Source organism: Streptosporangium sp. NPDC050855 (assembly GCF_044456585.1).
Lineage (GTDB): Bacteria > Actinomycetota > Actinomycetes > Streptosporangiales > Streptosporangiaceae > Streptosporangium > Streptosporangium longisporum.
The window spans coordinates 74,280-95,364 of sequence record NZ_JBITFY010000016.1 but is presented as its reverse complement, the minus strand read 5'-3'; the positions used below and the strand labels follow the sequence as shown (position 1 = coordinate 95,364).

Below are 21,085 nucleotides of genomic sequence, written 5' to 3'. Positions count from 1 at the left end.
TGGGGACGGCCTCCGAGAGGGCTCCCGGTCGCGGCGCCGGCCGCAGCGTCGGTCGCGACGGTGGGGACGACGCTCATGGGCCGTGACCGCGGCGTCAGCCGCGCGGACGCCAGGACCGGGGCATCAGACCGGAGGCGCGGGCGGCGCGGTCCTCCTCGGGGGTGCCCCGGGCCCCGCCCGGCCTGGCGCGGACGACGTAGCGGAAGGGAAGCCCGCCGGGCATCGCGAGCATCCCGCCGAACCGGGTGTCACCGGCGAACCAGACCTCCCCGTCCGGCCGCGTCCCCTCACCCGGAGGGAGGAACGCGCACTGGGCCTGACCGTCCGGTCGCAGGAGCACGACCCGGTTCTGCCGGCCCCACCGCCGTTCTCCCTCCCGCCGGCCCTCCGAGGCGATCACCCGCACGGACTCGGTGGCGCAGGGCCACACCTGCCAGCCGTAGGTGGTCACGACCGCCCGCTCCAGGCGCCGGGCCCGGCGCCAGAGCAGGACCGGGGCGGCGGTCACCAGAAGGGCGATCGCGAGGGCCACGACGGCGGCCGACCCCGGCCCCCAGGTCACGGCCGCGACCACCAGCAGCACCGCCTCGGCGGCGAGCAGGGCGAATCCCAGGAGCAGCGGCCGTTCCCGGCCCCGCAGGATCTCCTCCACGCCGGGCGTGTCCAGAGCCGCCCCCGGCATCACCCGGTAACCGAACTCCTCGGCCAGCATCTCTCTCCCAGCCTTCCGCGGCCCGGTCAGGGACCGGTGAGGCGGCGGTCGCCGCGGGTGGTGACCACGAACACCTGCCAGTTGTAGTACGCGTAGTAGTTCCTGACGTCCCGCTCGATCTGGCGCGCGTACAGCTGCACCGCGTCGACGTAGGCGTAGGAGTGGTTGTACGCGTACAGGGCGCGCCGGTAGTCGCGCGGCGCCCCGGAGGCGCGCAGGTAGTTGGCCGCCGCGAGCAGGGCGTCCCGGGTGTCCTGGATGTCGCCGCCCATCCCGTACGCGTCCCAGGTGCGCGGCATGAACTGCATCGGCCCCTTGGCGCCGGTGTGGCTCGGCGACCTCACACGGCCGAACTTGGTCTCGACGAACATGACCGCCGCCAGCACCTCCCAGTCCACCTTGAACCGGCGCTCGGCGTGCTTGAACTGGGCGAGCAGGAAGTCGGCGGGCTTGGCCGGCTGGACGCGGAACTTCGCCGCGCCGCTGATCGGCTTGACCAGGGAGAGCAGGTTGCGTCCGGCCGTCACGTTGGCCTTCGCCTCTGCGGCCAGCGCCTTGGGCAGCCGGGCGTAGGTGCGGGAGGCGACCTTCTGGTTGCGGACCAGGTGACGGTAGATGCGCTGCTGGTGCAGGGTCAGCAGCACCACCGGCTCGGGCGGGTTCCCCTTGCCCGGGTCGCCGTCGCGCCTCCAGTCGTCGATGGCGCGCCGGAGCCGCGCGGTGGTCGTGGTCAGGGAGCGGGCCAGCGCGGCCGGGTCGGTGGGGATCGCCACGTCCGGCGCGGGCGGGGCCGGTACCTGACCGGCTGCCTGCTCGGCCGGAGGCGTCGCCGTCCCCTCGCCGGGCGGTGCCGTCGCGGCCCGTCCCGTGCCGGTGGCGGGGTCCGTGCCGGCCGGCTCCGTCCGCGACGGTTCGGGGGCCGAGTCCGCCCGGTCGCCGGAGGCCGGTGCGACGGCACCCTGCGACGCGGCGCAGCCCGAGAGCGCGGTGGTCAGGGCGATGGCGAGCGCGCCGAGCGAGGCGACCACCGGCCTGCCTCGCGACCGGCCCGTCCGCGACGTCCCGCGGACCGGAGGGTCCTGCCGCGCCCCGTGGTCCGGGAGGCTGTGCCGCACCCCGTGGTCGGGGAGGTTCCGTCGCGCGGGCACGACCCGCCCGCCCGGCCGGTGGTCACGTCCCGTCGGTGCGATCTCCGCATGCTGATCCTTCACCGGGCCCAACGTACCCGAGCGAGGGCGGTGGGAGGGGGGTGGAAGATGACCGTCCCGGTCAGAAGGCGATGCCCGGGCCCGGCACCCGTGCGCCATCCTGGGCGGGAGGATCACCTCATGTTCGTCACCTGCCGCAGGAGGCCCGATGACCGCCCGTCGCATCGTTCCCAACGTCCGGTCCGACGCCATGGGGGAGAGCGTCGCGTTCTACGGGCTCCTCGGCCTGGAGGAGGTCATGAACCACGGCTGGATCGTGACCCTCGCCGCGCCGTCCACCCCCACCGCGCAGATCAGCATCATGACCGAGGACAGGACGGCACCCGTCGTCCCGGACCTGAGCATCGAGGTGGAGGACGTGGACGCCGCCTACGCGGTCATGCGCGAGCGCGGCGCCGAGATCGTGCACCCGCTGCAGGACGAGGAGTGGGGCGTCCGCCGGTTCTTCGTCCGCGACCCGAACGGCCGCGTGGTCAACGTCCTGGGACACGTGTGACCCGCTCGGCGGGGTGATCCCGGCGAAGCGGATCCGACGGTACGGAGCCCGCGGCGGTTCGGCCTCACGACCGCACGGAACCCCGTGGGCGGCTCGGCCTCACGACCGCCGGTGGCCGGTCTCCCACGCCCAGGCGGCGATGCCCACCCGGTTGCGGACGCCCAGTTTGCGCTGGATGTGGGCCAGGTGGGTCTTGACGGTGCCCGGCGTGATGTAGAGCTCGGCACCGATCTCCGGGTTGGTGCGGCCGTCCGCGACCAGCGACACGATGTCGAGCTCCCGGTCGGTGAGCGGCGACGGGACCTCCGGCGCGTCCCGCACATCGGACAGCCGCCGCAGCAGCCGTACCGTCACCGACGGGCTGATCAGGGAGTCGCCCAGCATCGCGGCGCGGACGGCCTCGATCAGCAGCGCGGTGCCCGAGTGCTTGAGCAGGAAACCGCACGCGCCGTGGCGCAGCGCGGTGTGCACGTAGGCGTCCAGGTCGAAGGTGGTGACCACGACGACCCGCGTCACGACGGGGGCGTCGGGCGCGCACAGGATCCGGGTCAGCTCCAGCCCGTCCATCCGCGGCATCCGGATGTCGGCGATCACCACGTCCGGCCGCAGCCTGCGGGTCAGCTCCAGCGCCTCGACCCCGTCGGCGGCCTGCCCGACGACGTCGATGTCCGGCGCCGAGTTCAGGATCGTGCGGAACCCGAACCTGACCCGTTCCTCGTCGTCGGCGACGAGCACCCGGATGGTCACGGCGCCGGCTCCGTCGCGTCGGCGGGAGACCCTTCGACCGCGCCGCCGGGAGACCCCGCGACACCCGCGGGGAGGCACGCGCGCACCTGCCAGCCGCCCGGCGGCAGGGGACCGGCGGAGAACGTGCCGCCGAGCGCCTCGACCCGCTCCGCCAGCCCGGCCAGCCCGATCCCGCTGTGCCGCCGTCCCGCGGGGTCGCGGACGCCGTCCCACCGGTCGCCGGACTCGCGGGCACCCGGCCGGTCGCCGGGTTCGCGGTGTCCCCGATCCGTGTCCGGGGGCCGGTCGGTGACCGTCAGCCAGACCCCCTCTGCGGACCGGCGGAGCGTCACGGTGACCGTCGCGCCCGGGGCGGCATGGCGGCGTACGTTGGTCAGCGACTCGACCACCACCCGGTACACGGTCGTGTCGACCTGACGGCTCAGGCCCGTGCCGAGCCCGGGGTCCGTCTCCAGCTCGATCGGGCCCGTGCCCGAACCGGCGTACCGCCGGACGAGCTCCGGCAGATCGGCCACACCGGGTGACGTCGTACGGGCTCCCGCGGTGCCCTCCTCCAGCTCGCGCAGCACCCGGATCGTGCCGTCCATGGAGGCCAGCGCGTGGGTGCCGTCGGCCTCGATCCGCTGCAGCATCCGGGCCGCCTCCTCGGGGTCGGTGCGCAGCAGCACCTGCGCGGCCTGCGCCTGGATGACCATGGCGCTGACGTCGTGGGCGACGAAGTCGTGCAGGTCGGTGGCCAGCCGCAGGCGCTGTGCCCGCCGCGCGTGACGCACCGACCGGACCCGCTGCGCGTCGAGCCAGCGCAGGTACCCGCCGGCTCCCGCGCCGACGAACGCGGCCAGCGACCAGAACGCGCAGATCGCGGCGAACTCCCACCCGGACGCCGCCGCCAGGCCGGTGATCGGGATCCCCAGGAACGCCAGGGCGAGCACCGCGAGCACACCGGCGGCCACGGCCTGCGCGACGGGCGCCCAGCGGCAGGCCAGCGCGACGAGGATCATCATCGCCAGGGTGTGCAGCAGCGGCCAGGGACCGCCACCGGTCCTGGCCGGGCCCGAGAACCAGACCGTGGTGGCGGCGAGCGAGACCAGCGACACCGTGCCGGAGGCGACGGCGACGAACCGGCGGGTACGGGGCAGGCCGGCCGCGATCACGCCCACCGTGCCCAGCGCCAGCACGGCGGGCAGCACGTGCGGCAGACCGGCGTGCGGGCGCAGCACCGCGGCCAGGGCGAGGAGCGTCCCCACCGCACCGGCCGGCACCCCCGCCCGTACGGCCGGGCGGCCGGCACCCGGTCGTTCCCGGCCGGCACTCGTTTGTCCCCGGTCGGCACTCGCTCGTTCCCGGCCGGCACTCGTTTGTTCCCGGTCGTCACCGGATCGTTCCCGGCCGGCGCCCGGTCGTCCCCGGTCGTCACCGGGTCGTCCCTGGTCGGCGGTCGTCGGGGTGGTCGGCACGAGCCTCACCATAGGTCACCCGCGACCCCCGCCGCGTCTGCCGATCGGGGGATGTCCCGCGGGCCGTACCGGGCGCGAGGCTCGACCCGTGACCGCCTCGCCGGGGCGGCAGAACCGAGGAGCCGTGATGTCCCACCCGACCCCCTCAGGCCGCGCCGCCGCGCACGAGCCGACGCGCCCGCCGGAGAGATCGACAGGGGGAAACCGGGCGTCCGCGGCCGGGACCTCGGCGCCCGCGACCGGGATCGAGACCGGGATCGAGACCGGCGGGCGGCGTCACGATCACCCGGTGGACCGGCCCCCGGCGCTCGTCGCGTGGGCGGCGGCGCTGTGGTGCCTCGTCTACGGATCCCTGGGCGCGTACTGGGCGTCCGGCGGGGCGGGCTTCCCGTTCGGCCACTCCGACGCGAACGCCGAGAGCATGGGCAGCTGGCTGGCCGCCGCGACGCCGGGTCCCACCGGCGCCGTCATCGCCGTCGGATGCGCGGCGGGGGTGGTGGCCGCGCTGGCGGCGGTGATGCCGTGGGGACGCAGGCTGCCGCGCCGGCCGCTCGCCGCCGTGCTGTTCGTCCTCGCGACACCCCTGCTGCTCGCGGCCCCGGACGTCCGCATCCTGCAGAACCTCGCCTACTCGCTGTTCGGGAACGTGAGCCTGGTCGACTGGCCGGTTCTCAACCAGGCGCTGTGCGTGGCCGGGGGCATCCTGCTCGCCGCCACCGCGACGCAGGTCCTGCGCCGCCCGCCCTGCGCCGCCTGCGGCCGCCCGCCCGCCGCCCCGGACGACCGGCGGCGCTGGACGCGGATCGGCCGGTGGGCCACCGCCGTGGCGGTGCTGGCACCGCTGCCGTACGCGGCGCAGCGGGCGGCCTGGAACCTGGGCATCCCGCTCGGGGTGGACGAGGCGTTCGTCCGGGCGCTGGCAGCCGACTTCCAGTCCAAGGGGATCAACCCGATCCTGGCGTACAGCCTGACGCTGGGCGCGGTCGGCGGCGCGCTGCTGACGACCGGGCTGGCCATGAGCTGGGGTGAGACCTTCCCGCGCTGGGTGCCCTACCTCGGCGGACGCCGGGTACCGGTGACGATGGCCGTGATCCCGGCCACGGTGGTGACGGTCGCGGTGACCGTGGCCGGGCTGGCGGTGTGGCGGTGGGCCCTCCTCGACGGGGGGATCAACGGCTCCGCCGCGCCCGGTCTGCTGTGGGTGCCGTGGGGGATCGCGCTGGGCGTGGCCACCCTCGCCTACCACCGGCGCCGCCGGAACACCTGCCCCGGCCGACCCGACTGCCCTGGCCGCCTCGACCACGTCGACCTGCCCGGTCACCCCGGCGTCCCCGGCCGTTCCGATGATTCCGGCCTCTCCGGCTGACCCGGTCACCCCGCGTCCTCGTCCGGCCCGGTGATCCCGGCCTCTCGTTGATCCGGTCACCCCGACGTCCTCGACCGACCCGATGGTTCCCGCCTCTCCCTCTGACCCGGCCTCCCCGTCCGCCTCCCGGACGAGCCGATCTATCGTGGACGGATGCTCACGGTCGGGGTCGATCTCGCGGCGGAGGCGGTCAGGACGGCCGTGGCATGGCTCGACTGGTCCGCGGACGGTGCCCGTGTCAGCCGGATCGAGATCCAGGCGGACGACGACATGATCGTCGAGGCCGTCATGGGCGCGGACAAGGCCGGTGTCGACTGCCCCATCGGCTGGCCGGACGCGTTCGTCGACTTCGTCGCCGCCCATCGCGCCGGGCACGTCCGGGTGCCCGCGGGCGTCGCCGGGCGGGACTGGCGCAGGAACCTCGCCCTCCGGGTGACCGACCGGGTGGTCCACGACCTGACCGGTCTCACCCCGCTGAGCGTCTCCGCCGACCGCATCGGCCACACCGCCATGCGCTGCGCGGGCCTGCTGGCCGAACTCGCCCGCCGAGGCCGTCCGGCCGACCGCCGCGGTGACGGCGTCGTGGTGGAGGTCTACCCCGCGGCCTCGCTCAGGCGGTGGGGGCTCCCCTTCCGCGGCTACAAACGCTCCGCCAACCTCGCGGCCCTCGGGGACCTGGTGGACGCTCTACGGGAAGCGGCGCCCTGGCTCGACCTCGGCCCGTACGAGCGCGTCTGCCGCGCCTCCGACGACGCCACCGACGCCGTCGTCGCCGCCCTCACGGCCCGCGCCGCGTCGCTGGGCCTGGCGACCGTCCCGGCGGGAGAGCAGATCGGACCCGCCCGCACCGAGGGCTGGATCGCCCTGCCCACCACGCCTCTGCACGAGCTGCACGGGTGAGGGCCGCGTGGGCTCCGTCACGCCTCCAAGTGAGCTGGACGGGTGATGGGCGTCCTGCCTCCCGGCCGTGGCTCCGCACGGGCCACAGGGGTGAAACGCCACAGCCCGCCGGAGAGCGCGCTCGCTCCCTCCGCTCATTCGGCGGCCTCACCCGGCTCGTCCTGGACGATGCCGTTCAGGACGGGTCCTGGCGCCTCACCATCGTGGAAACCACATCGCGTCGGGGATCGGCTCACCAGGGGGCGGTGACGCGGACGGCGTGAGTGTCTGCGGGAGCGAGGAGGCGCAGCAGACGCTCGCCCTCCGCCTCGGTCTCGTCGCGGTGGCGGGCGGTGAGCGGAGCGAACGGGGTGACGGTGAGGACCGTGGTGCCGCGTTCGCGAACGGTCGCCCAGGTGGCCGCGACCGTCCCGTCGACGAGGACCGGACCGGGAACCGGGCCGTGCTCGGGCCAGGCACGCCTGACCTGCTCGGGATCGAGGGTGCCCATGCGGCCGCGGTCGGCGAAGGAGAGCAGCACGTTGTCGTAGTCGTACAGGAACCTGACCGGGGCCGGGGTGTCCTCGGCGGGCCGCGGCGCGTCCGGCAGGTCGTACAGCTCCCCGCCCTGCTCGTTGTGGAAGATCCGCAGGTCCATCGGCTCGATCACCTCACGCAGCCGGGTGAGCCCGCAGTGGGCCTGCACGTCCATGACGCCCGCGGGACCGAACGCGGCGAGGTAGCGGGTCACGAAGTCCTCGATGGAGGGGGCCGCCTCCTGTGGCGCGCCGAGCCAGTGCTCGGCGCTGGTGTGGGCGATCGGGCCGCTCCGGCCCCACATGCCGCGGGGCGGGACCTGGACCAGGGCGACCCTGGCCCGTACGACCTGGGCGAGGGCCGCGGCGTCGCGGCCGGGGAACAGCGCGGCGAGCTCCTTGCCGAGCGCGCCGAAGGTCATCGACCGCTCCTCCAGGAGCTCGCGGCCCGCGGCGGCGACCGCGTCGAGGTCGAGGTCGCGCAGGTGCCTGCCGAACGCGCCCTGGGTGACGCGCCCGATGACCGGTTCGACCAGCGGCCGCCAGCGCAGGCAGTCGCGCGCGGTGACCAGGTGGATGGTCGACCGCATCAGGGCGATCCGCACCAGTGTCCGGTCCTCCAGCAGACCGGCCGCCCGCTCGGGGTCGAAGTCCCGGATCCGGGACCACAGGCCGACGTACCACGTGTGCGGGGTCTGGGCCTGGAGCCCGGCGACCCGCTCGACCATCTCCGGCACCGGCAGAGCCGACCGCTCCAGCAACGACTGCCGCGCCAGGGTCGCCCGGTTGAGCGCACGCCGGGTCAGCACCTCAGGCATGTTCGAGGATCACCACCGGGATGTCGCGCGCGGTCTTGCGCCGGTAGTCGGCGTACTCACCGTGAATGCCCACCATCTGCTCCCACAGGGCGGGCTTCTCCGCGGCGGTCGCGGTCCGCGCGACGGCGGTGAACACCTCGGCCTCCACCTGCACCTCGACCTGCGGATGGGCCAGGATGTTGTGGTACCACAGCGGGTGGTCGTCGGCCCCGCCGTTGGAGGCGACGACCACGTAGGCGTCACCGTCGCGACCGTAGATCAGCGGGGTCCGCCGCCTCAGCCCGGACCTGCGCCCGACGGTGGTCAGCAGCAGAGTGGGCCTGCCGTGGTAGAGGTGGCCCTTCGCGCCGTTCGACTCGACGTAGGTGCGGAGGTGCTTGGCGACCCAGTCGGTGGGGGAATCGATGATCTCGTCGCTCATGCCGCTCACGCTACCGGCGTCCGGGGACATTTCCCGATGTGCGGTCTTCCGGTCCTCCGGACGTGCCAAGGCCGATGCTGCTCGACCAAGCCCCGGGACCCGCCGGAAGACGTCCCACACCCCGACGGCGATCCCTCCCCTGACGGCACGACGGGGGAGGAGCGACCAGATGTCACTCCCCGGTGCCGGCCCCGGCGCGGCCCGCGGACGCCGCCGCCACGCCTGTCGGCCGTCGCCCGTCCGGCCGGGCCCTGCCGATGACCGGGGGCACGGGGCCCTTGAACGTGCGCTTGAAGTCGGGACATGCCACGAGCGGTTCGTGCATGCACGTCGAGGCATGGTGGAGACCGTCGCGCATCCGGGTGAGCCGGGCGATGTCCTCCTCCAGCTCCCGCGCCTTCTCCGCCATCCGCGCCCGCAGCCCGGTGTCGTCGGGCGTGGCCACCAGCAACCTGGCGATCTCGGCGATCGTGAACCCGGCGCCGCGGGCGCAGGCGATGAGGGCGAGACGATCGAGAACGTCGGACCGGTAGGTACGGCGCAGGCCGTTGCGACCCGACGAGGCGATGAGGCCCCTCTTCTCGTAGAACCGCAGAGCCGAGGGCGCCAGCCCGGAACGCTCGGCCACCTCGGCGATGTCCAGCAGCGGTTCGGTCACCCTGCCTCCTTGACTTGAATCGCACTTCAAGTCACACACTAGCCGCCATGAACATCCACCACCTCAACTGCGGGTCCGTACGGCAGATCGAGGCCACCTACGACGGCCCGGCCCCCGCCCACGCCGTCAACCACTGCCTGCTGGTCGAGACCGACTCCGACGGCCTGGTCCTCGTCGAGACCGGCCTCGGCCTCGGCGACATCCGCGACCCGGGCGAAACCCTCGGGTCCGACTGGGTCGAGATGGCGCAGCCCGTACTGGACGAGGAGGAGACCGCCGTCCGCCAGGTCGTCCGGCTGGGACACTCACCCGATGACGTACGCCACATCATCGTGACCCACCTCGACGTGGACCACTGCGGAGGCCTGCCCGACTTCCCGGACGCCCAGGTCCACGTCCTCGCCGCCGAGCTGGAAGCGGCGATCACCGAGGCACCCGGCTTCCGCTACCGCCCGGCCCACTGGGCACACGGCCCCAGATGGGTCCCCTACACCCCCGAGCCGGGCGAGGAGTGGTTCGGGTTCACCTCCGTCCAGCCCAGGGGCCTGCCACCGGAGATCCGGCTGGTCCCGCTCGGCGGCCACACCGCAGGCCACACCGGAGTCGCCGTGCGCGACGGCGATCGCTGGCTCCTGCACTGCGGCGACGCCTACTACTACCACCGGGAACTCGACGGGAACCCGCACCCGCACCCCCTCCTCGACATCGTGCAGACCGGCTCGGAGGTCCACCGCGACCTCAGGCTCGGCACCCAGGCCCGGTTGCGCGAGCTCGTCCGCGACCACGGCGACGAGGTCTCGGTCATCAGCGCCCATGATCCGTGGGAACTGGACCGCTACCGCTGATTGCCGGTCGTTGTGGTGAAATATGGCGAATGGAGCGCGCGAGGCAGATGGTGGGCGAGATGCTGATCTACTGCTTCGTCATCCTCCTGCTCACCGGGGGTTTCCTGGCCTTCTTCTACGTGCCCAGTGGCGAGACGGTGCCCTACACCGGTGCCTACACCCCCTTGCACGGCATCCCCATGAGCGCCGCCTACGACTCGCTCCTCAGACTCAGCTTCGATGTACGCGGCGGTCTGCTCATCCGGCACATGCACCAGACCTCCTCGGTCCTGCTCGCAGGGGGAACGATCCTCTGGGCCCTGCTCGGCCGGTTCCGGTACGCCTTCGCGGTGCTGGGCCTGGGGGCGCTCACCGTAATGGCCGGTTACGGATCCGCCGACGACCTGCTGTCCGGGACCATGCTGGGGAAACTGCCCATCCCCTTCTGGTACGGCCTGCACCTGCTGACGGCGGCGGCCGTGGTCACCATGCTGGTGATCTCCTCACGCAGAGAGGCCGCCCGGCAGCCAAGAACGCCGGAGTTCATCGTACTGAGCCTCGTCCTCTTCGTCCTGGTGGTCTTCCTCCTCTGACCGGCGACGACGAGGGCGGACCTCCATCGTGACTGGACGGGCATGTCATCCCGCGGCGACCCATCCTCCGAGCGGCCCGAAGGGGCACCGTCCCTTCCGGAGCTCCGGTCCGGCTTCAGGCCTTTCGAGGACCCGGCTCGGGCCTTTTCACCCCGGCATCAGGCTCACCCGGCCACCGTCACCTCGTCGAGCCACGGGCGGCGGCCGAATCCACCCGGCCACCGTCACCTCGTCGAGCCACGGGCGGCGGCCGAATCCACCCGGCCGTCCGGGCACCACTCGCACACGTTCTCACCTTGCGAAACCGCGTTCCGCGCCTCACGCCAAGACCCGCTCGCTCTGGCCCGGCCTGCGGGACCGTCGCGAGACAGCCGGAACCTGTGGCTGTCAGGGTACGGAGAGCCTGGTCAGGCGTCGAAGGTCGACAACTTCTTCAAAAACGGAAGAGGACCAGACACCGCTGAAAGCCAGGTCAGGTGGAGGTGGGTTGCGACCCATTCCGGGAGGCTTCGGCGTAGGCGTTTTTGAGCAGCCCCAGCATCTCCTCGTTCACCGGATCCGTGACGTAATTGTTCTGGCGGATCTCATGGGGAAAGCGCTCGTCCAGGCGAGCCAACGTCAGGGGGGCCTCAGCCGCCATGACCGAACGCTGCGGGCAGACGAAGGCTCCTCGATCATTCCATATGGTCACCATGCCGCGATTCTGATTCGGCAGCCGAAGGTTCAGCACCCAACGCCCCTTGCCGACGGTCGTATACAGCGTGGCGAGTCCTTCGTTCTCCAACTGCTGCGCCCATGCGCACAGGAGATGTAAATGCTCGCGATGGGCAGGATCGACACTGTCGACACTTCTGACGAAGAGAGCCGACCCGGCTGTCGGTTTGGCCTCTCTTCCTGTGCGTGATGGCCGGAGTGGGGCCCGCGGGTCCATTCGCTCGGGTTCCACCAACTGGGGAACCAGCACCTGGCTGCCGTTGACCCTGTAGGCCGACACGGTCACCAGGTCGATGTCGAGCCGGTCGTTGGTAACCGCCTGCAGATATCCCGCGAGGTCGATCAGATCTTCTGAAGCGGCGTCGAGAACCACCACGCAGCGCATGCGCCCCTGCTCCAGAGCGTCGGTCATACCGTTGCGAAACATGTCCGGATCCACCGAGCCATCGCCTGTCTCGGCCTCGACCGCCTCCGTGATCGAGGCGCAGTTCCGCCTGTCCAGGTACGGGCGCATGAGATCCTCGAACGTCTCGGACGACAACCGGAACAGGTACGAGGCATAACCGAGGACCTGGGTGAAAACCGATCTCCGGTCAGAGTTGGCCGCCAGCTTCACCTCAATGATCACGGGCTGGCCCGTGTGGGCGTCGACCGCGACAAGATCTGCGTATCCGGTTCCGAGGGCGACCTCTCGTCCCAGGACCACCAGTCTGGGCTGTCCGCGTAGCGGCAACATGGCGGGAGCCCGTTCGATACTGTCGTGAAGATCCTTCTCGCGAAGAAAAGGCCGCGTGCCCAGCGGGACCAGGCCGTCGGCGGTGTCGAGCCAGATTCCGGTCATCGACTCTCTCGTCCTCCTCGCCAGAACCAAGGGATTTTCCAGCCTGACGATCTCACACGGAAGGTCTGACGGCTGGTTCTCACATGAGTCACGCCTTGAGTGCGCTATATGGCGATCATAAGCCTGGACCCGATCGGCAGGGGTCGCAAAAGCCGGGTCGCCCGGTAGAAGGCCGCGCTCAACGCTCAGATGCCCCCGACAGGATTCTCCTCGCTTCGGGAGAGGTTGCGACCACGGCTCCTTGGGTTCGCTTTACCTGCTTTTACGGCCAAGATCATGCTTGATCGTTTCGCGTGTGTCTCGGGTCTGGACGGTCGGACGATCTCAATCTCACCGGACGAACGAGTCGCTCGTTGTCAGTCATTCCATTGCGGGAAATCCACCCCGACGGCAGACCTTGGAATTGCCCTCATTGTCGGGTCTTGGCGCATACGCTTGGGATGTAGGCGAAAGTGAGTGCAAGGAGTTGCGGTGACAGCCGATCTCTCGCACGTCGTTGAAGAACCTTCACTCACCATCCCCCGTCAACCCCCCTTTTGGCGTTCGCCCCTGGGGTGGTTGTCGGCGATCGCCGTCTGTGTCGCCGTACTCGGCTTGGTGAACCTGCACGTCGCGGGCACGCCAGCCGCCCCGGCCGACCCGGTCGTCACGATCCGCGGCATCATGGCCTCCAAACAGGACTTCTTCAACGACGAGGAAGTCCAGCGGCTGTTGCTGAAGCACAACATGCGGGTCGAGGTCACCGCGCGCGGCTCGAGTGAGGTCGTGTACGAGGTGGTCAACCAGAAGACCCAGTACTACGACTTCGCCTTCCCGTCCGGGCAGCCGGCCGCGGATCTGATCGACAGCGACCGCCGCAAGGAGGGTCGGTACGTCCGGACGACGCGCCTGTTCACCAGCCCGATCGTGCTCGCCAGCTACCGCGAGTACGCCGAGACCCTGGTCAGGAACGGCGTCGCGGATCGGCACTCGGGCGGGCCTGACCGGGCGCTCTACTACACCCTGGACACGGCGAAGTTCATCGAGCTGGGCAAACGCGGAGACACCTGGAACGACATCGGGATCGGCACGTACACGGCCCCGAGCGGCAGGAGCATCACCAACGGCAACCGCGTACTCGCCCAGACCGCAGGGGTGTGCCGGTCCAACTCCGGAGCCACCTACCTCGGCCTGGTCGCCTTCGTGGAGAACGACGACCAGCCGGTGCAGACCGAGGCCGAGGTGAAGCGGATCGCCAAGGAGGTCCGGCCGCTCATCGTCGCGACCGGCATGCCGGAGTCGGACCTCTGGCTCATCTACGTCACGCCGGAGGGCAAGAGTCAGGGGCCGGTCGTCGTGGTGTACGAGCACCAGTTCTTCGCCTACCAGCAGGACCACCGGCGCCGTACCGGGCGTCCGGACACCGAGCGGGTGCTGCTCTACCCGAAGCAGGAGCTCCAGACCGATCCGGGGTACATCTCGCTCAACACGGACGACGGTGACCGGCTCGGCGAGCTGCTGCTCAAAGACTCCGCGCTGCGTTACCGCATGGCGGAACTCGGCTTCCGCGTCATCGACGGCACCGACACCGCCGGGACCAGACGGCTCTTCCAATTGCTCGACAGTCGCCTCGTGCCCAGGCCCGACGAGCGCACCGACTACACCCGGGCGGAACTTCCGGAGCTGCCCCTTCTGGGAAAGCTGCTCGAAGAGGTCGGCGAGTGCAAACCATGAGGCGACGTCCGCGCGCGTTCGCCGGCCTGGTGGCCTGCGCGATGCTGATCGCGGGCACCGGCTGTGCCCCGGACGAGCCGGACACGAAACTGCGGGTGCTGGCGAGCTCCGAGCTCGCCGACCTGCGCCCGCTCCTCGACGAGCTCCGGCGGGACACCGGGATCGAGGTCGTCCTCGACCACCGGGGCACCGTGGACGCCTCCGTCTCGCTCGCCAAGGGCGACGACGACCACGACCTGGCCTGGCTGTCCGACGACCGCTACCTGCAGCTCAAGCTGCAGGAGCCGGGCAGGCGGCTGCGCCCCCTGTCCACCGAGATCATGATGTCACCGGTGGTGGTCGGCGTACGGCCGCGGACCGCGGAGCGGCTCCGCCGCAACGCACCGGACCCGAAGCTGTCCTGGGCGGACATCGCGGACGGCGCGGCCGAAGGCCTGGTGCGCTTCGGCATGGCCGACCCGCGCCACGCCAACAGCGGGCTGGCCGCCCTGGTCGGCGTGGCCACCGCCGCCGCCGGCACCGGCGGCGCGCTGCGTCCGCAGGACGTCACCTGCGACCGGTTACGCGGGCTGTTCTCCGGCCGGACGCTGACCGCGGCGTCGTCGGCCGGGCTCGTCGACGCGTTCGTCGCGGACCAGGGGAAGGCCGACGCGCTGATCGAGTACGAGTCGACGATTCTGTCCCTCAACGCGAGCGGGAGGCTGCGCGAGCCGCTGGAGATCGTCTACCCCGAGGACGGCATCGTGCTGTCCAAGTACCCGCTGCTGTTGTTCAACCCGGCGCGCCGCGCCGCCTACGACAAGGTCGTGGCATGGCTGACCCGCGCGGACACGCAGCGGAAGATCATGCAGCGCACGCTGCGCCGCCCCGTCGATCCCGGTGTGACCCGGGATCCGCGGTTGCGTACGGAGATCGGTAACGCGCTGTACTACCCGGATCGCCCCGAGGTCGTCGACCGGCTGCTGGCCGGCTACGACCCGAGCGCCAGGTCGGCGGGCCAGGTGATCTTCGTGCTCGACTACTCCGGCTCCATGAGGAGGAAGCGGATCAAGGCGCTGCGATCCACCTTCGAGGGGCTCAGCGGTGACGACGACTCGTCCGTCGGCAGGTTCGTGCGCTTCTACCGGGGCGAGCGGTTCATCCTGATGCGCTTCGGCGGGGACGTCCGGGCGGAACGCGGCTTCACCATCGCCGGCCCGCACGACGTCGACGCCATCCGCGCGTTCCTCGCCACCGACAGGTTCGACCGGCGCACCGCCGTGTGGTCCGCGCTCGACCACGCCTACGGGCGCGCCGGCGAACTGAGGCGCGCCGACCCGGAACGGCCGGTCACCATCGTGCTGATGACCGACGGCCTGAACAACGCGGGCATCGGACCCAAGGAGTTCCTCAGCCGGTACAGGGCCCTGCCTCCGGAGACCAGGGCCGTGCACACGTACGCCATCCGCTTCGGCGAGGCCGACCCGGCCGAACTGGACCGGGTGGCCAAGGCGACCGGCGGACGCATGGTGGACGCCGACGCGTCCTCGCTGGACCGGGCTTTCAAGGAGACCCGTGGCTGCCGATAACTCCTGGAGGATGGATGCTGGTGTGGCAACTGATCACCGTCGGGGCCTTCGTCGTCGCGGTGGGCTCCTGGGCGGTGTACACGCTCACTGAGCGCCGCCGGTCGGCCTGGGTGAGGAGGCACAAGCCGGGGAGCTGCTTCTACCTCGACGAGGACTACGCCATGGACCTCTACCTGCAGGAGGACAAGTACCCGGACCTGCAGCGCTCGGTCCAGGAGACGACCCGCCGCGGCTTCGGGGGCAAGGTGAAGGGCAACTTCTCTCGCGTGAGCACGGAGATGACGGCCGAGGACCAGAGGGAGCAGCTCATCAAGTCCATCAAGGACGAGGGGCCGATCACGGTCATCGGGCGCATCGCCCGCGCGCTCGACGACGCGAACGACATCGTGTACGTCGATCTCTTCAACTGCACGATCACGCCGAGCGCCGGCCTGGACCACGCGCTGCAGCGGACCCACGGCAAGCGGGCCAAGCGGGTGGACGCGGCCCGGTTGCAGGAACTCGACCCGTTCACCTTCGTCTCGGTCATGGGACGGTTCAGGGTCACGGCCACGTCCGAGACGACGACCACGTTCTCGGCGCCCTACGGCGACCCCGCCGAGTTCTCCGACGACCTGCCGAGGGTGACCGTCACCTGCGAAACCGCCCAGCTGCGCCGCAGCGTGCCCGACGACCCGTTCCCCGCGCGCTGCCTCGGCAAGATCAGGCACTGGGACCCCGGCACCCGCCAGCTGGTGATCTCCCCCGTCCTCACCATCTTCCAGTGACGACCCGTCGAGGGCGACAGGCGCCGGCCGACGGCACGATCTCCGAAGCGCTCGATGAGCGATCCACGTCATCGGAAAAGAGAGGAAAGCAGCCCGGCAGGACGGACGTCCGCGTCCTAGACGGGCCGGGGCACCGAGGCCCAGCCGGGGAGTGTGAACCACAGGGGCACGGCGCGGCGTAACGCTTCGGGGCCCTGCACCTCGACCGCGTGGGCGCGCAGCGCGTCCGGCCAGCTCAGGTCGCCGCGCCAGACCTCGACCATGCTCCGCAGGCCGGCGGTCACCGTCACGGTCACGGCGTGACCGGGGTCGGTGTCGCAGACGTCGACCTCGCCACGTGTGATCACGAGCCACCAGTGGCGACTGCTCGGTGGCACGTCCGGGAACCGGAACTCGACGACCGTCCGCCCGTCCGGAACGACGGTCCGGTCGACGTTGCGGTGCATGTCCCACAGCAGCAGCTTCGGGTCCAGGTCCTCGTCGCCGAGCTCTCCGATCCAGCGGACGCCCCAGGCGGCGAGTGCCTCGACCACCGGTCGCAGCTCGTGGCCGGCCTGGGTCAGGACGTATCGCACATCATTGTCTTCGACGCGCCTCTCCACGATGCCGGCATGGGTGAGCCGGTGCAGCCGCCGGGACAGCAGCGTGGGGGACATGCGCGGCAGGCCGCGACGCAGGTCGTTGAAACGCTCGGTCCCGCACACCAGTTCCCGGATGACGAGCAGCGTCCAGCGTTCGTCGAGCAGTTCCACGGCCTTGGCGACCGGGCAGAACTGGTGATACGAGGAGCCCACGCCCCGAGTCTAAGCTCCGCCGCCGTGAACGCCGGTGAGAGCCGACCGGCTCTCGGCGGGTGCTGGTACAGATCGTGTACTGGATGGCGGATCCGTCCCTCCCTACCGTCGATCCCAGTCCACCGCGACGATGAGGGAGAAGCACGATGAACGTACAGGGCGAGGCGTCAGAGGCCGACCGCGCGCTGAAGGCCAGGCACCGCGCCATGTGGGCGCTGGGCGACTACCCCGCGGTCGCCACCGAGATCATCCCCGAGCTGGGCGCGATCCTGGTCGAGGCGTGCGGGGTCGGACGCGGGGACAGGGTTCTGGACGTGGCCGCCGGGTCCGGCAACGCCGCCATCCCCGCGGCGCTGACCGGGGCGAGCGTGGTGGCCGGCGACCTGACCCCGGAACTGCTGGAGGCGGGACGAGCCCTGGCCGCACGGCGCGGCGCGGAGGTCGAGTGGCGACAGGACGACGCGGAAGCCCTGCCGTACGCCGACGGCGAGTTCGACACGGTCATGTCCTGTCTCGGGGTCATGTTCGCCCCCCACCACCGGGTCGCCGCCGGCGAGCTGGTCCGGGTCTGCCGTCCGGGCGGCACGATCGGCCTGCTCAACTGGACGCCGGAGGGGTTCGTCGGACAGATGTTCGCGACGATGAAACCGTACGCGCCTCCGCCTCCGTCCGGCGCGCAACCCCCTCCGCTGTGGGGCAGCGAGGATCATGTCCGCGCGCTGCTCGGAGACGCGGTCACCGATGTCGTCGCACGTCGGCAGACGGTCACGATCGACCGGTTCGCTCACCCCGGTGCGTTCCTCGACTACTTCAAGGCCAACTACGGCCCGACCGTCGCCGTCTACCGGGGAATGGCAGGGGACTCCGACCGGGTCGCCGCACTGGACCACGCCCTCACCGAACTGGCCCGCCGCCATATGCACGGTGAGGGAAGAACGGTGATGGAGTGGGAGTACCTCCTCCTCACGGCACGCAAGCGCGACTGACGACGAGAACCGCCGGCGGCAGCCCACCCCGAGAGGCCACCGTGATCCCGGACGGTCCCGTTCTCGGCCGCGACCAGGGCCCCGACGTTTTCCGGATCATGACCCGGCGGGAGGTGTTCGCCCACCGGGCACAGTGAACCGGCCCCACCCGCTACGACAGGACTCCTGAGAGCTGTCTCGCCGGTCGCTGGCTTCGCGCCGCGACGATCCGGTGTGAGGACCTCTCCCGGACCGTCCCTCGATCACAACCAGATCCGTACCCCAGGAGCAGGAGCCGCGCGGACGACCACAAAGCGTACAATCGGTCGGACCTTACCTGACTTTCGTCGGGTCCTCTCCTGGATGGCTACGGAGCGACTTCCACCCTTTTTGAGGCTCTTTGTTCGGTCAGGTAAGCCGGCAGTTCGGGATGCTCCGGCCGGTGAGACACCGTCGGCTGATCGGTCCGGTTTGTCACCGCCCGAGCCGGGTACCGCGCGTTCCCGGCGACGTTCGTACGCCCGCTCGCCGTCGGAAGAGCCGGATGATCCACCTGCATGCCGACTTATGATCTTTTCGTCTGATACCTGCCCTGTTGCCGGAAGAAGCTTTATGACCCACCCCCTCAGCCGGCGGTCCGCCCTGCTGAGCGCCGCGGCAGTGGCCGGTCTCGCCCTGGGGGGGAGACCGGCCGAGGCGACCGGCGCCGGCGCGTTCGACGCCGCGCGTGAGCGGTGGGTGGGCCTGCTGGCCGGCGGGTCGTACGACTCCGCTCGCACCGACAGGACGTACATCGACAGGGCACGGATGCTCGAGGGGTCGGCCAACGCGGTGCTGCGCAAGCTGAACCCCGCTGCCGGTCGCCCGAGCCTGTGGTCCGACCTGCCGCTGTCGGACCCCCGGACGGGCAACTTCAACCGCTCCTACAACCGCATGCGCACACTGGCGCTGGCCTGGGCCACGCCGGGCACCGCCATGCACCACGACGGCCAGATCGCCCGGACCGCTGTCAGCGCGCTGGACTTCCTCTACGAGCACGCGTACCACGAAGGACTCGACCGGCGGGGCAGCAACTGGTTCTGGTGGGAGATCGGCGTCCCCCGCTCGCTGACCGACACCTGCGCCCTGCTGTACGACGGCCTGCCCCCGGACCGCATCGAGCGCTGGCTGCGTCCCCTGCGCCGCTGGTGCCCCGACCCGGAGCGCCGCGTCAGCCACCCCGGCGTCGTCGAGACCGGCGCCAACCGCGCGGGCAAGGCCATGGCGGTGGCGATGCGCGGAGTGCTCACCCACGACGCCCGCCTCGTCAAGCGGGCCAGGAACGCCGTCTCCGACCTGCTACGGCCGACGAGGGGCCCGGGCGACGGCTTCTACCGTGACGGATCGTTCATCCAGCACGACGTGTACCCCTACACCGGCAGCTACGGCGTGGACTACCTGGAGAGCGTGGCCAAGCTGATCGCCATGCTCTCCGGGTCACCGTGGGAGATCACCGGAATCGACAACGTCTACGACCTCGTGGACCGCTCCTTCGTGCCGTTCGTCTTCGACGGGCTGATGATGGACTGCGTACGCGGCCGGCAGATCTCGGTGCAGGGCCACCGTGACCACCACTCGGGACAGAAGGCGGTCGAGGCCGTCCTCACCCTGCTGGAGACGGCACCCGAGCACCACGCCCGGCGCTGGCGACCGCTGGTCAAAGGCTGGCTCACCCGCAACCAGGCCACCCCCTACGGCACGCTCGCACCACCGGCGAGCATCGCGAGGGCCACCGCCCTGCTGGCCGACCCGTCGGTGCCGGTCGGCCCGCGCACGACGGGCACGTACGTCTTCGCCGACATGGACCGGGTCGTGCACCGCCGCCCCACCTGGGCGTACGCGATCGCGATGAGCTCGCGGCGCATCGGCGCCGCCGAGGCCATCAACCGGGAGAACCTGCACGGCTGGTACACCGGCGACGGCATGACCTACCTCTACACCGGCGACCTCACCCACTGGAACGACGACCTGTGGCCCACGATCGACCCGTACCGGCTGCCGGGCACGACGGTCGACACCCGCAGGCGCGCCGACCTCCCGCACGACCACCGTCGTCTGCCTCCCACCCCGTGGGCGGGCGGCGTGGCACTCGACGGTGAGTACGGCGTGGCCGCCATGAGGCTCATCGCCGGTGGCTCCTCGCTGCGGGCCAAGAAGGCGTGGTTCCTGCTCGACGACGCGGTGATCGCCCTCGGCGCCGGCATCACCGCCTCCGACGGCCGCCGTGTCGAGACCGTCGTCGAGAACCGCAACACCCACGACCGGCATCCGCAGCTGACCCGGGGTGACGGCTGGATCCACCTGGCCGGTGTGGCCGGCTACGCGCTGCTCGACGGCGCCGGCGCGAAGGTGATCCGCACGAAGCGCACCGGCCGCTGGCGGGACATCGACAAGGGCGCCACCACCGGGGGCGACACGTCCCCAGTCAGCCGGCACTACACGACGATCCTCATCGACCACGGCGTCGACCCCCGCAAGGCGCGCTACGCCTACGCCGTACTGCCCGACGCCTCCATCCCGCAGATGCAGGCCTACGACGGGCGGATCGAGATCCTCGCCAACTCCACGGCGGTACAGGCCATCTCACGCGACGGCATGACCGCCGCCGTCTTCTGGCGCGCGGGGACCATCGAGACCCCCGACGGGCCGCTCACCGTCGACGCCCCCTGCACCCTGCTGGTCCACCGTGCAGGTGAGCGGGTACGGCTCGCGCTCTCCGACCCGTCCAGGACCGCCGACGAGGTGAAGATCACGTTGCCGTGGCCGGTGAGATCGGTCAGGAAAAGCGACCGCAGCGTGCGCAGGGCCAGGACGGCGCTCAAGGTGGAGGTGAGGGGCAGCCGTGGGCACGCACATACCGCGGAGGTGCGCGTCTGAGTGCGAGGTGCTCGAAGCGGATGAGGTACGGGATCGACGAGCAGATCGCGTCAGGATCACGACGAAGAGCAGCCCGGTGAGCTCGGCGGGAA

General features: G+C 71.2%; 19 protein-coding genes. 10 read left to right on the top strand and 9 right to left on the bottom strand.

The window, feature by feature from the left end; all coding sequences use genetic code 11:
• Positions 1-94: 94 nt before the first annotated feature.
• A complete protein-coding gene (locus ACIBCT_RS28820) occupies positions 95-712 on the bottom strand; it encodes a hypothetical protein (RefSeq protein WP_399193791.1) in 618 nt (205 codons plus the stop codon).
• A 26-nt stretch (positions 713-738) separates the two neighbouring features.
• Entirely contained in the window at positions 739-1,923 is a 1,185-nt protein-coding gene (locus tag ACIBCT_RS28815) for a transglycosylase SLT domain-containing protein (protein WP_399193789.1), read from the bottom strand.
• Positions 1,924-2,068: 145 nt separating this feature from the next.
• Here ACIBCT_RS28815 and ACIBCT_RS28810 point away from each other — a divergent pair, with 145 nt between their 5' ends.
• Complete coding sequence (locus ACIBCT_RS28810; RefSeq protein WP_399193787.1) at positions 2,069-2,416, top strand: VOC family protein; 348 nt, start codon at positions 2,069-2,071, stop codon at positions 2,414-2,416.
• Between the two features lie 99 nt (positions 2,417-2,515).
• On the opposite strand, the gene ACIBCT_RS28805 is transcribed toward ACIBCT_RS28810, so the two are convergent.
• Positions 2,516-3,163, bottom strand: a complete 648-nt coding sequence (locus tag ACIBCT_RS28805) for a response regulator transcription factor (RefSeq protein WP_399193785.1) — start codon at positions 3,161-3,163, stop codon at positions 2,516-2,518.
• A complete protein-coding gene (locus ACIBCT_RS28800; protein ID WP_399193783.1) occupies positions 3,160-4,410 on the bottom strand; it encodes a sensor histidine kinase in 1,251 nt (416 codons plus the stop codon). The genes ACIBCT_RS28805 and ACIBCT_RS28800 overlap by 4 nt, the downstream gene beginning before the upstream one ends.
• A gap of 337 nt (positions 4,411-4,747) precedes the next feature.
• Between ACIBCT_RS28800 and ACIBCT_RS28795 the strand changes: the two genes are divergently transcribed.
• Together ACIBCT_RS28795 and ACIBCT_RS28790 are read left to right on the top strand one after the other, a co-directional pair.
• Positions 4,748-5,986, top strand: a complete 1,239-nt coding sequence (locus ACIBCT_RS28795; RefSeq protein ID WP_399193781.1) for a hypothetical protein — start codon at positions 4,748-4,750, stop codon at positions 5,984-5,986.
• 153 nt (positions 5,987-6,139) lie between these two features.
• The gene (locus ACIBCT_RS28790; protein WP_399193778.1) at positions 6,140-6,886 is read left to right on the top strand and encodes a DUF429 domain-containing protein; all 747 of its coding nucleotides are present in this window, start codon (positions 6,140-6,142) and stop codon (positions 6,884-6,886) included.
• Positions 6,887-7,118: 232 nt separating this feature from the next.
• On the opposite strand, the gene ACIBCT_RS28785 is transcribed toward ACIBCT_RS28790, so the two are convergent.
• From ACIBCT_RS28785 to ACIBCT_RS28775, 3 genes are all read right to left on the bottom strand, one after another.
• A complete protein-coding gene (locus ACIBCT_RS28785) occupies positions 7,119-8,219 on the bottom strand; it encodes a winged helix DNA-binding domain-containing protein (RefSeq protein WP_399193776.1) in 1,101 nt (366 codons plus the stop codon).
• A complete protein-coding gene (locus ACIBCT_RS28780) occupies positions 8,212-8,640 on the bottom strand; it encodes a nitroreductase family deazaflavin-dependent oxidoreductase (RefSeq protein ID WP_399193774.1) in 429 nt (142 codons plus the stop codon). The genes ACIBCT_RS28785 and ACIBCT_RS28780 overlap by 8 nt, the downstream gene beginning before the upstream one ends.
• Before the next feature lie 172 nt (positions 8,641-8,812).
• Entirely contained in the window at positions 8,813-9,298 is a 486-nt protein-coding gene (locus tag ACIBCT_RS28775; protein WP_399193772.1) for a MerR family transcriptional regulator, read from the bottom strand.
• Positions 9,299-9,345: 47 nt separating this feature from the next.
• Here ACIBCT_RS28775 and ACIBCT_RS28770 point away from each other — a divergent pair, with 47 nt between their 5' ends.
• Together ACIBCT_RS28770 and ACIBCT_RS28765 are read left to right on the top strand one after the other, a co-directional pair.
• Positions 9,346-10,143, top strand: a complete 798-nt coding sequence (locus ACIBCT_RS28770) for an MBL fold metallo-hydrolase (RefSeq protein ID WP_399193770.1) — start codon at positions 9,346-9,348, stop codon at positions 10,141-10,143.
• A gap of 29 nt (positions 10,144-10,172) precedes the next feature.
• The gene (locus ACIBCT_RS28765; RefSeq protein WP_399193768.1) at positions 10,173-10,715 is read left to right on the top strand and encodes a hypothetical protein; all 543 of its coding nucleotides are present in this window, start codon (positions 10,173-10,175) and stop codon (positions 10,713-10,715) included.
• A gap of 472 nt (positions 10,716-11,187) precedes the next feature.
• On the opposite strand, the gene ACIBCT_RS28760 is transcribed toward ACIBCT_RS28765, so the two are convergent.
• Positions 11,188-12,270, bottom strand: a complete 1,083-nt coding sequence (locus ACIBCT_RS28760; RefSeq protein WP_399193766.1) for a hypothetical protein — start codon at positions 12,268-12,270, stop codon at positions 11,188-11,190.
• A 597-nt stretch (positions 12,271-12,867) separates the two neighbouring features.
• Here ACIBCT_RS28760 and ACIBCT_RS28755 point away from each other — a divergent pair.
• Genes ACIBCT_RS28755 through ACIBCT_RS28745 form a run of 3 tightly spaced genes read left to right on the top strand, consistent with a single transcriptional unit; the run spans position 12,868 to position 16,318 of the window.
• Positions 12,868-13,983 carry a hypothetical protein gene (locus tag ACIBCT_RS28755; protein ID WP_399193764.1) on the top strand — a complete coding sequence of 372 codons (1,116 nt, stop codon included), beginning with the start codon at positions 12,868-12,870 and terminating at the stop codon, positions 13,981-13,983.
• Complete coding sequence (locus ACIBCT_RS28750; RefSeq protein ID WP_399193762.1) at positions 13,980-15,551, top strand: substrate-binding domain-containing protein; 1,572 nt, start codon at positions 13,980-13,982, stop codon at positions 15,549-15,551. The genes ACIBCT_RS28755 and ACIBCT_RS28750 overlap by 4 nt, the downstream gene beginning before the upstream one ends.
• 14 nt (positions 15,552-15,565) lie before the next feature.
• The gene (locus ACIBCT_RS28745; RefSeq protein ID WP_399193760.1) at positions 15,566-16,318 is read left to right on the top strand and encodes a hypothetical protein; all 753 of its coding nucleotides are present in this window, start codon (positions 15,566-15,568) and stop codon (positions 16,316-16,318) included.
• A 116-nt stretch (positions 16,319-16,434) separates the two neighbouring features.
• On the opposite strand, the gene ACIBCT_RS28740 is transcribed toward ACIBCT_RS28745, so the two are convergent.
• Positions 16,435-17,112 (bottom strand): winged helix-turn-helix transcriptional regulator, encoded by a 678-nt coding sequence (locus ACIBCT_RS28740; RefSeq protein ID WP_399193758.1) that lies wholly within the window; start codon positions 17,110-17,112, stop codon positions 16,435-16,437.
• A 146-nt stretch (positions 17,113-17,258) separates the two neighbouring features.
• Here ACIBCT_RS28740 and ACIBCT_RS28735 point away from each other — a divergent pair, with 146 nt between their 5' ends.
• Entirely contained in the window at positions 17,259-18,098 is an 840-nt protein-coding gene (locus tag ACIBCT_RS28735) for a class I SAM-dependent methyltransferase (protein WP_399193756.1), read from the top strand.
• 591 nt (positions 18,099-18,689) lie between these two features.
• Positions 18,690-20,993, top strand: coding sequence for a polysaccharide lyase 8 family protein (locus ACIBCT_RS28730; RefSeq protein WP_399193754.1), 2,304 nt, complete (start codon positions 18,690-18,692; stop codon positions 20,991-20,993).
• The last annotated feature ends 92 nt before the right edge of the window (positions 20,994-21,085 follow it).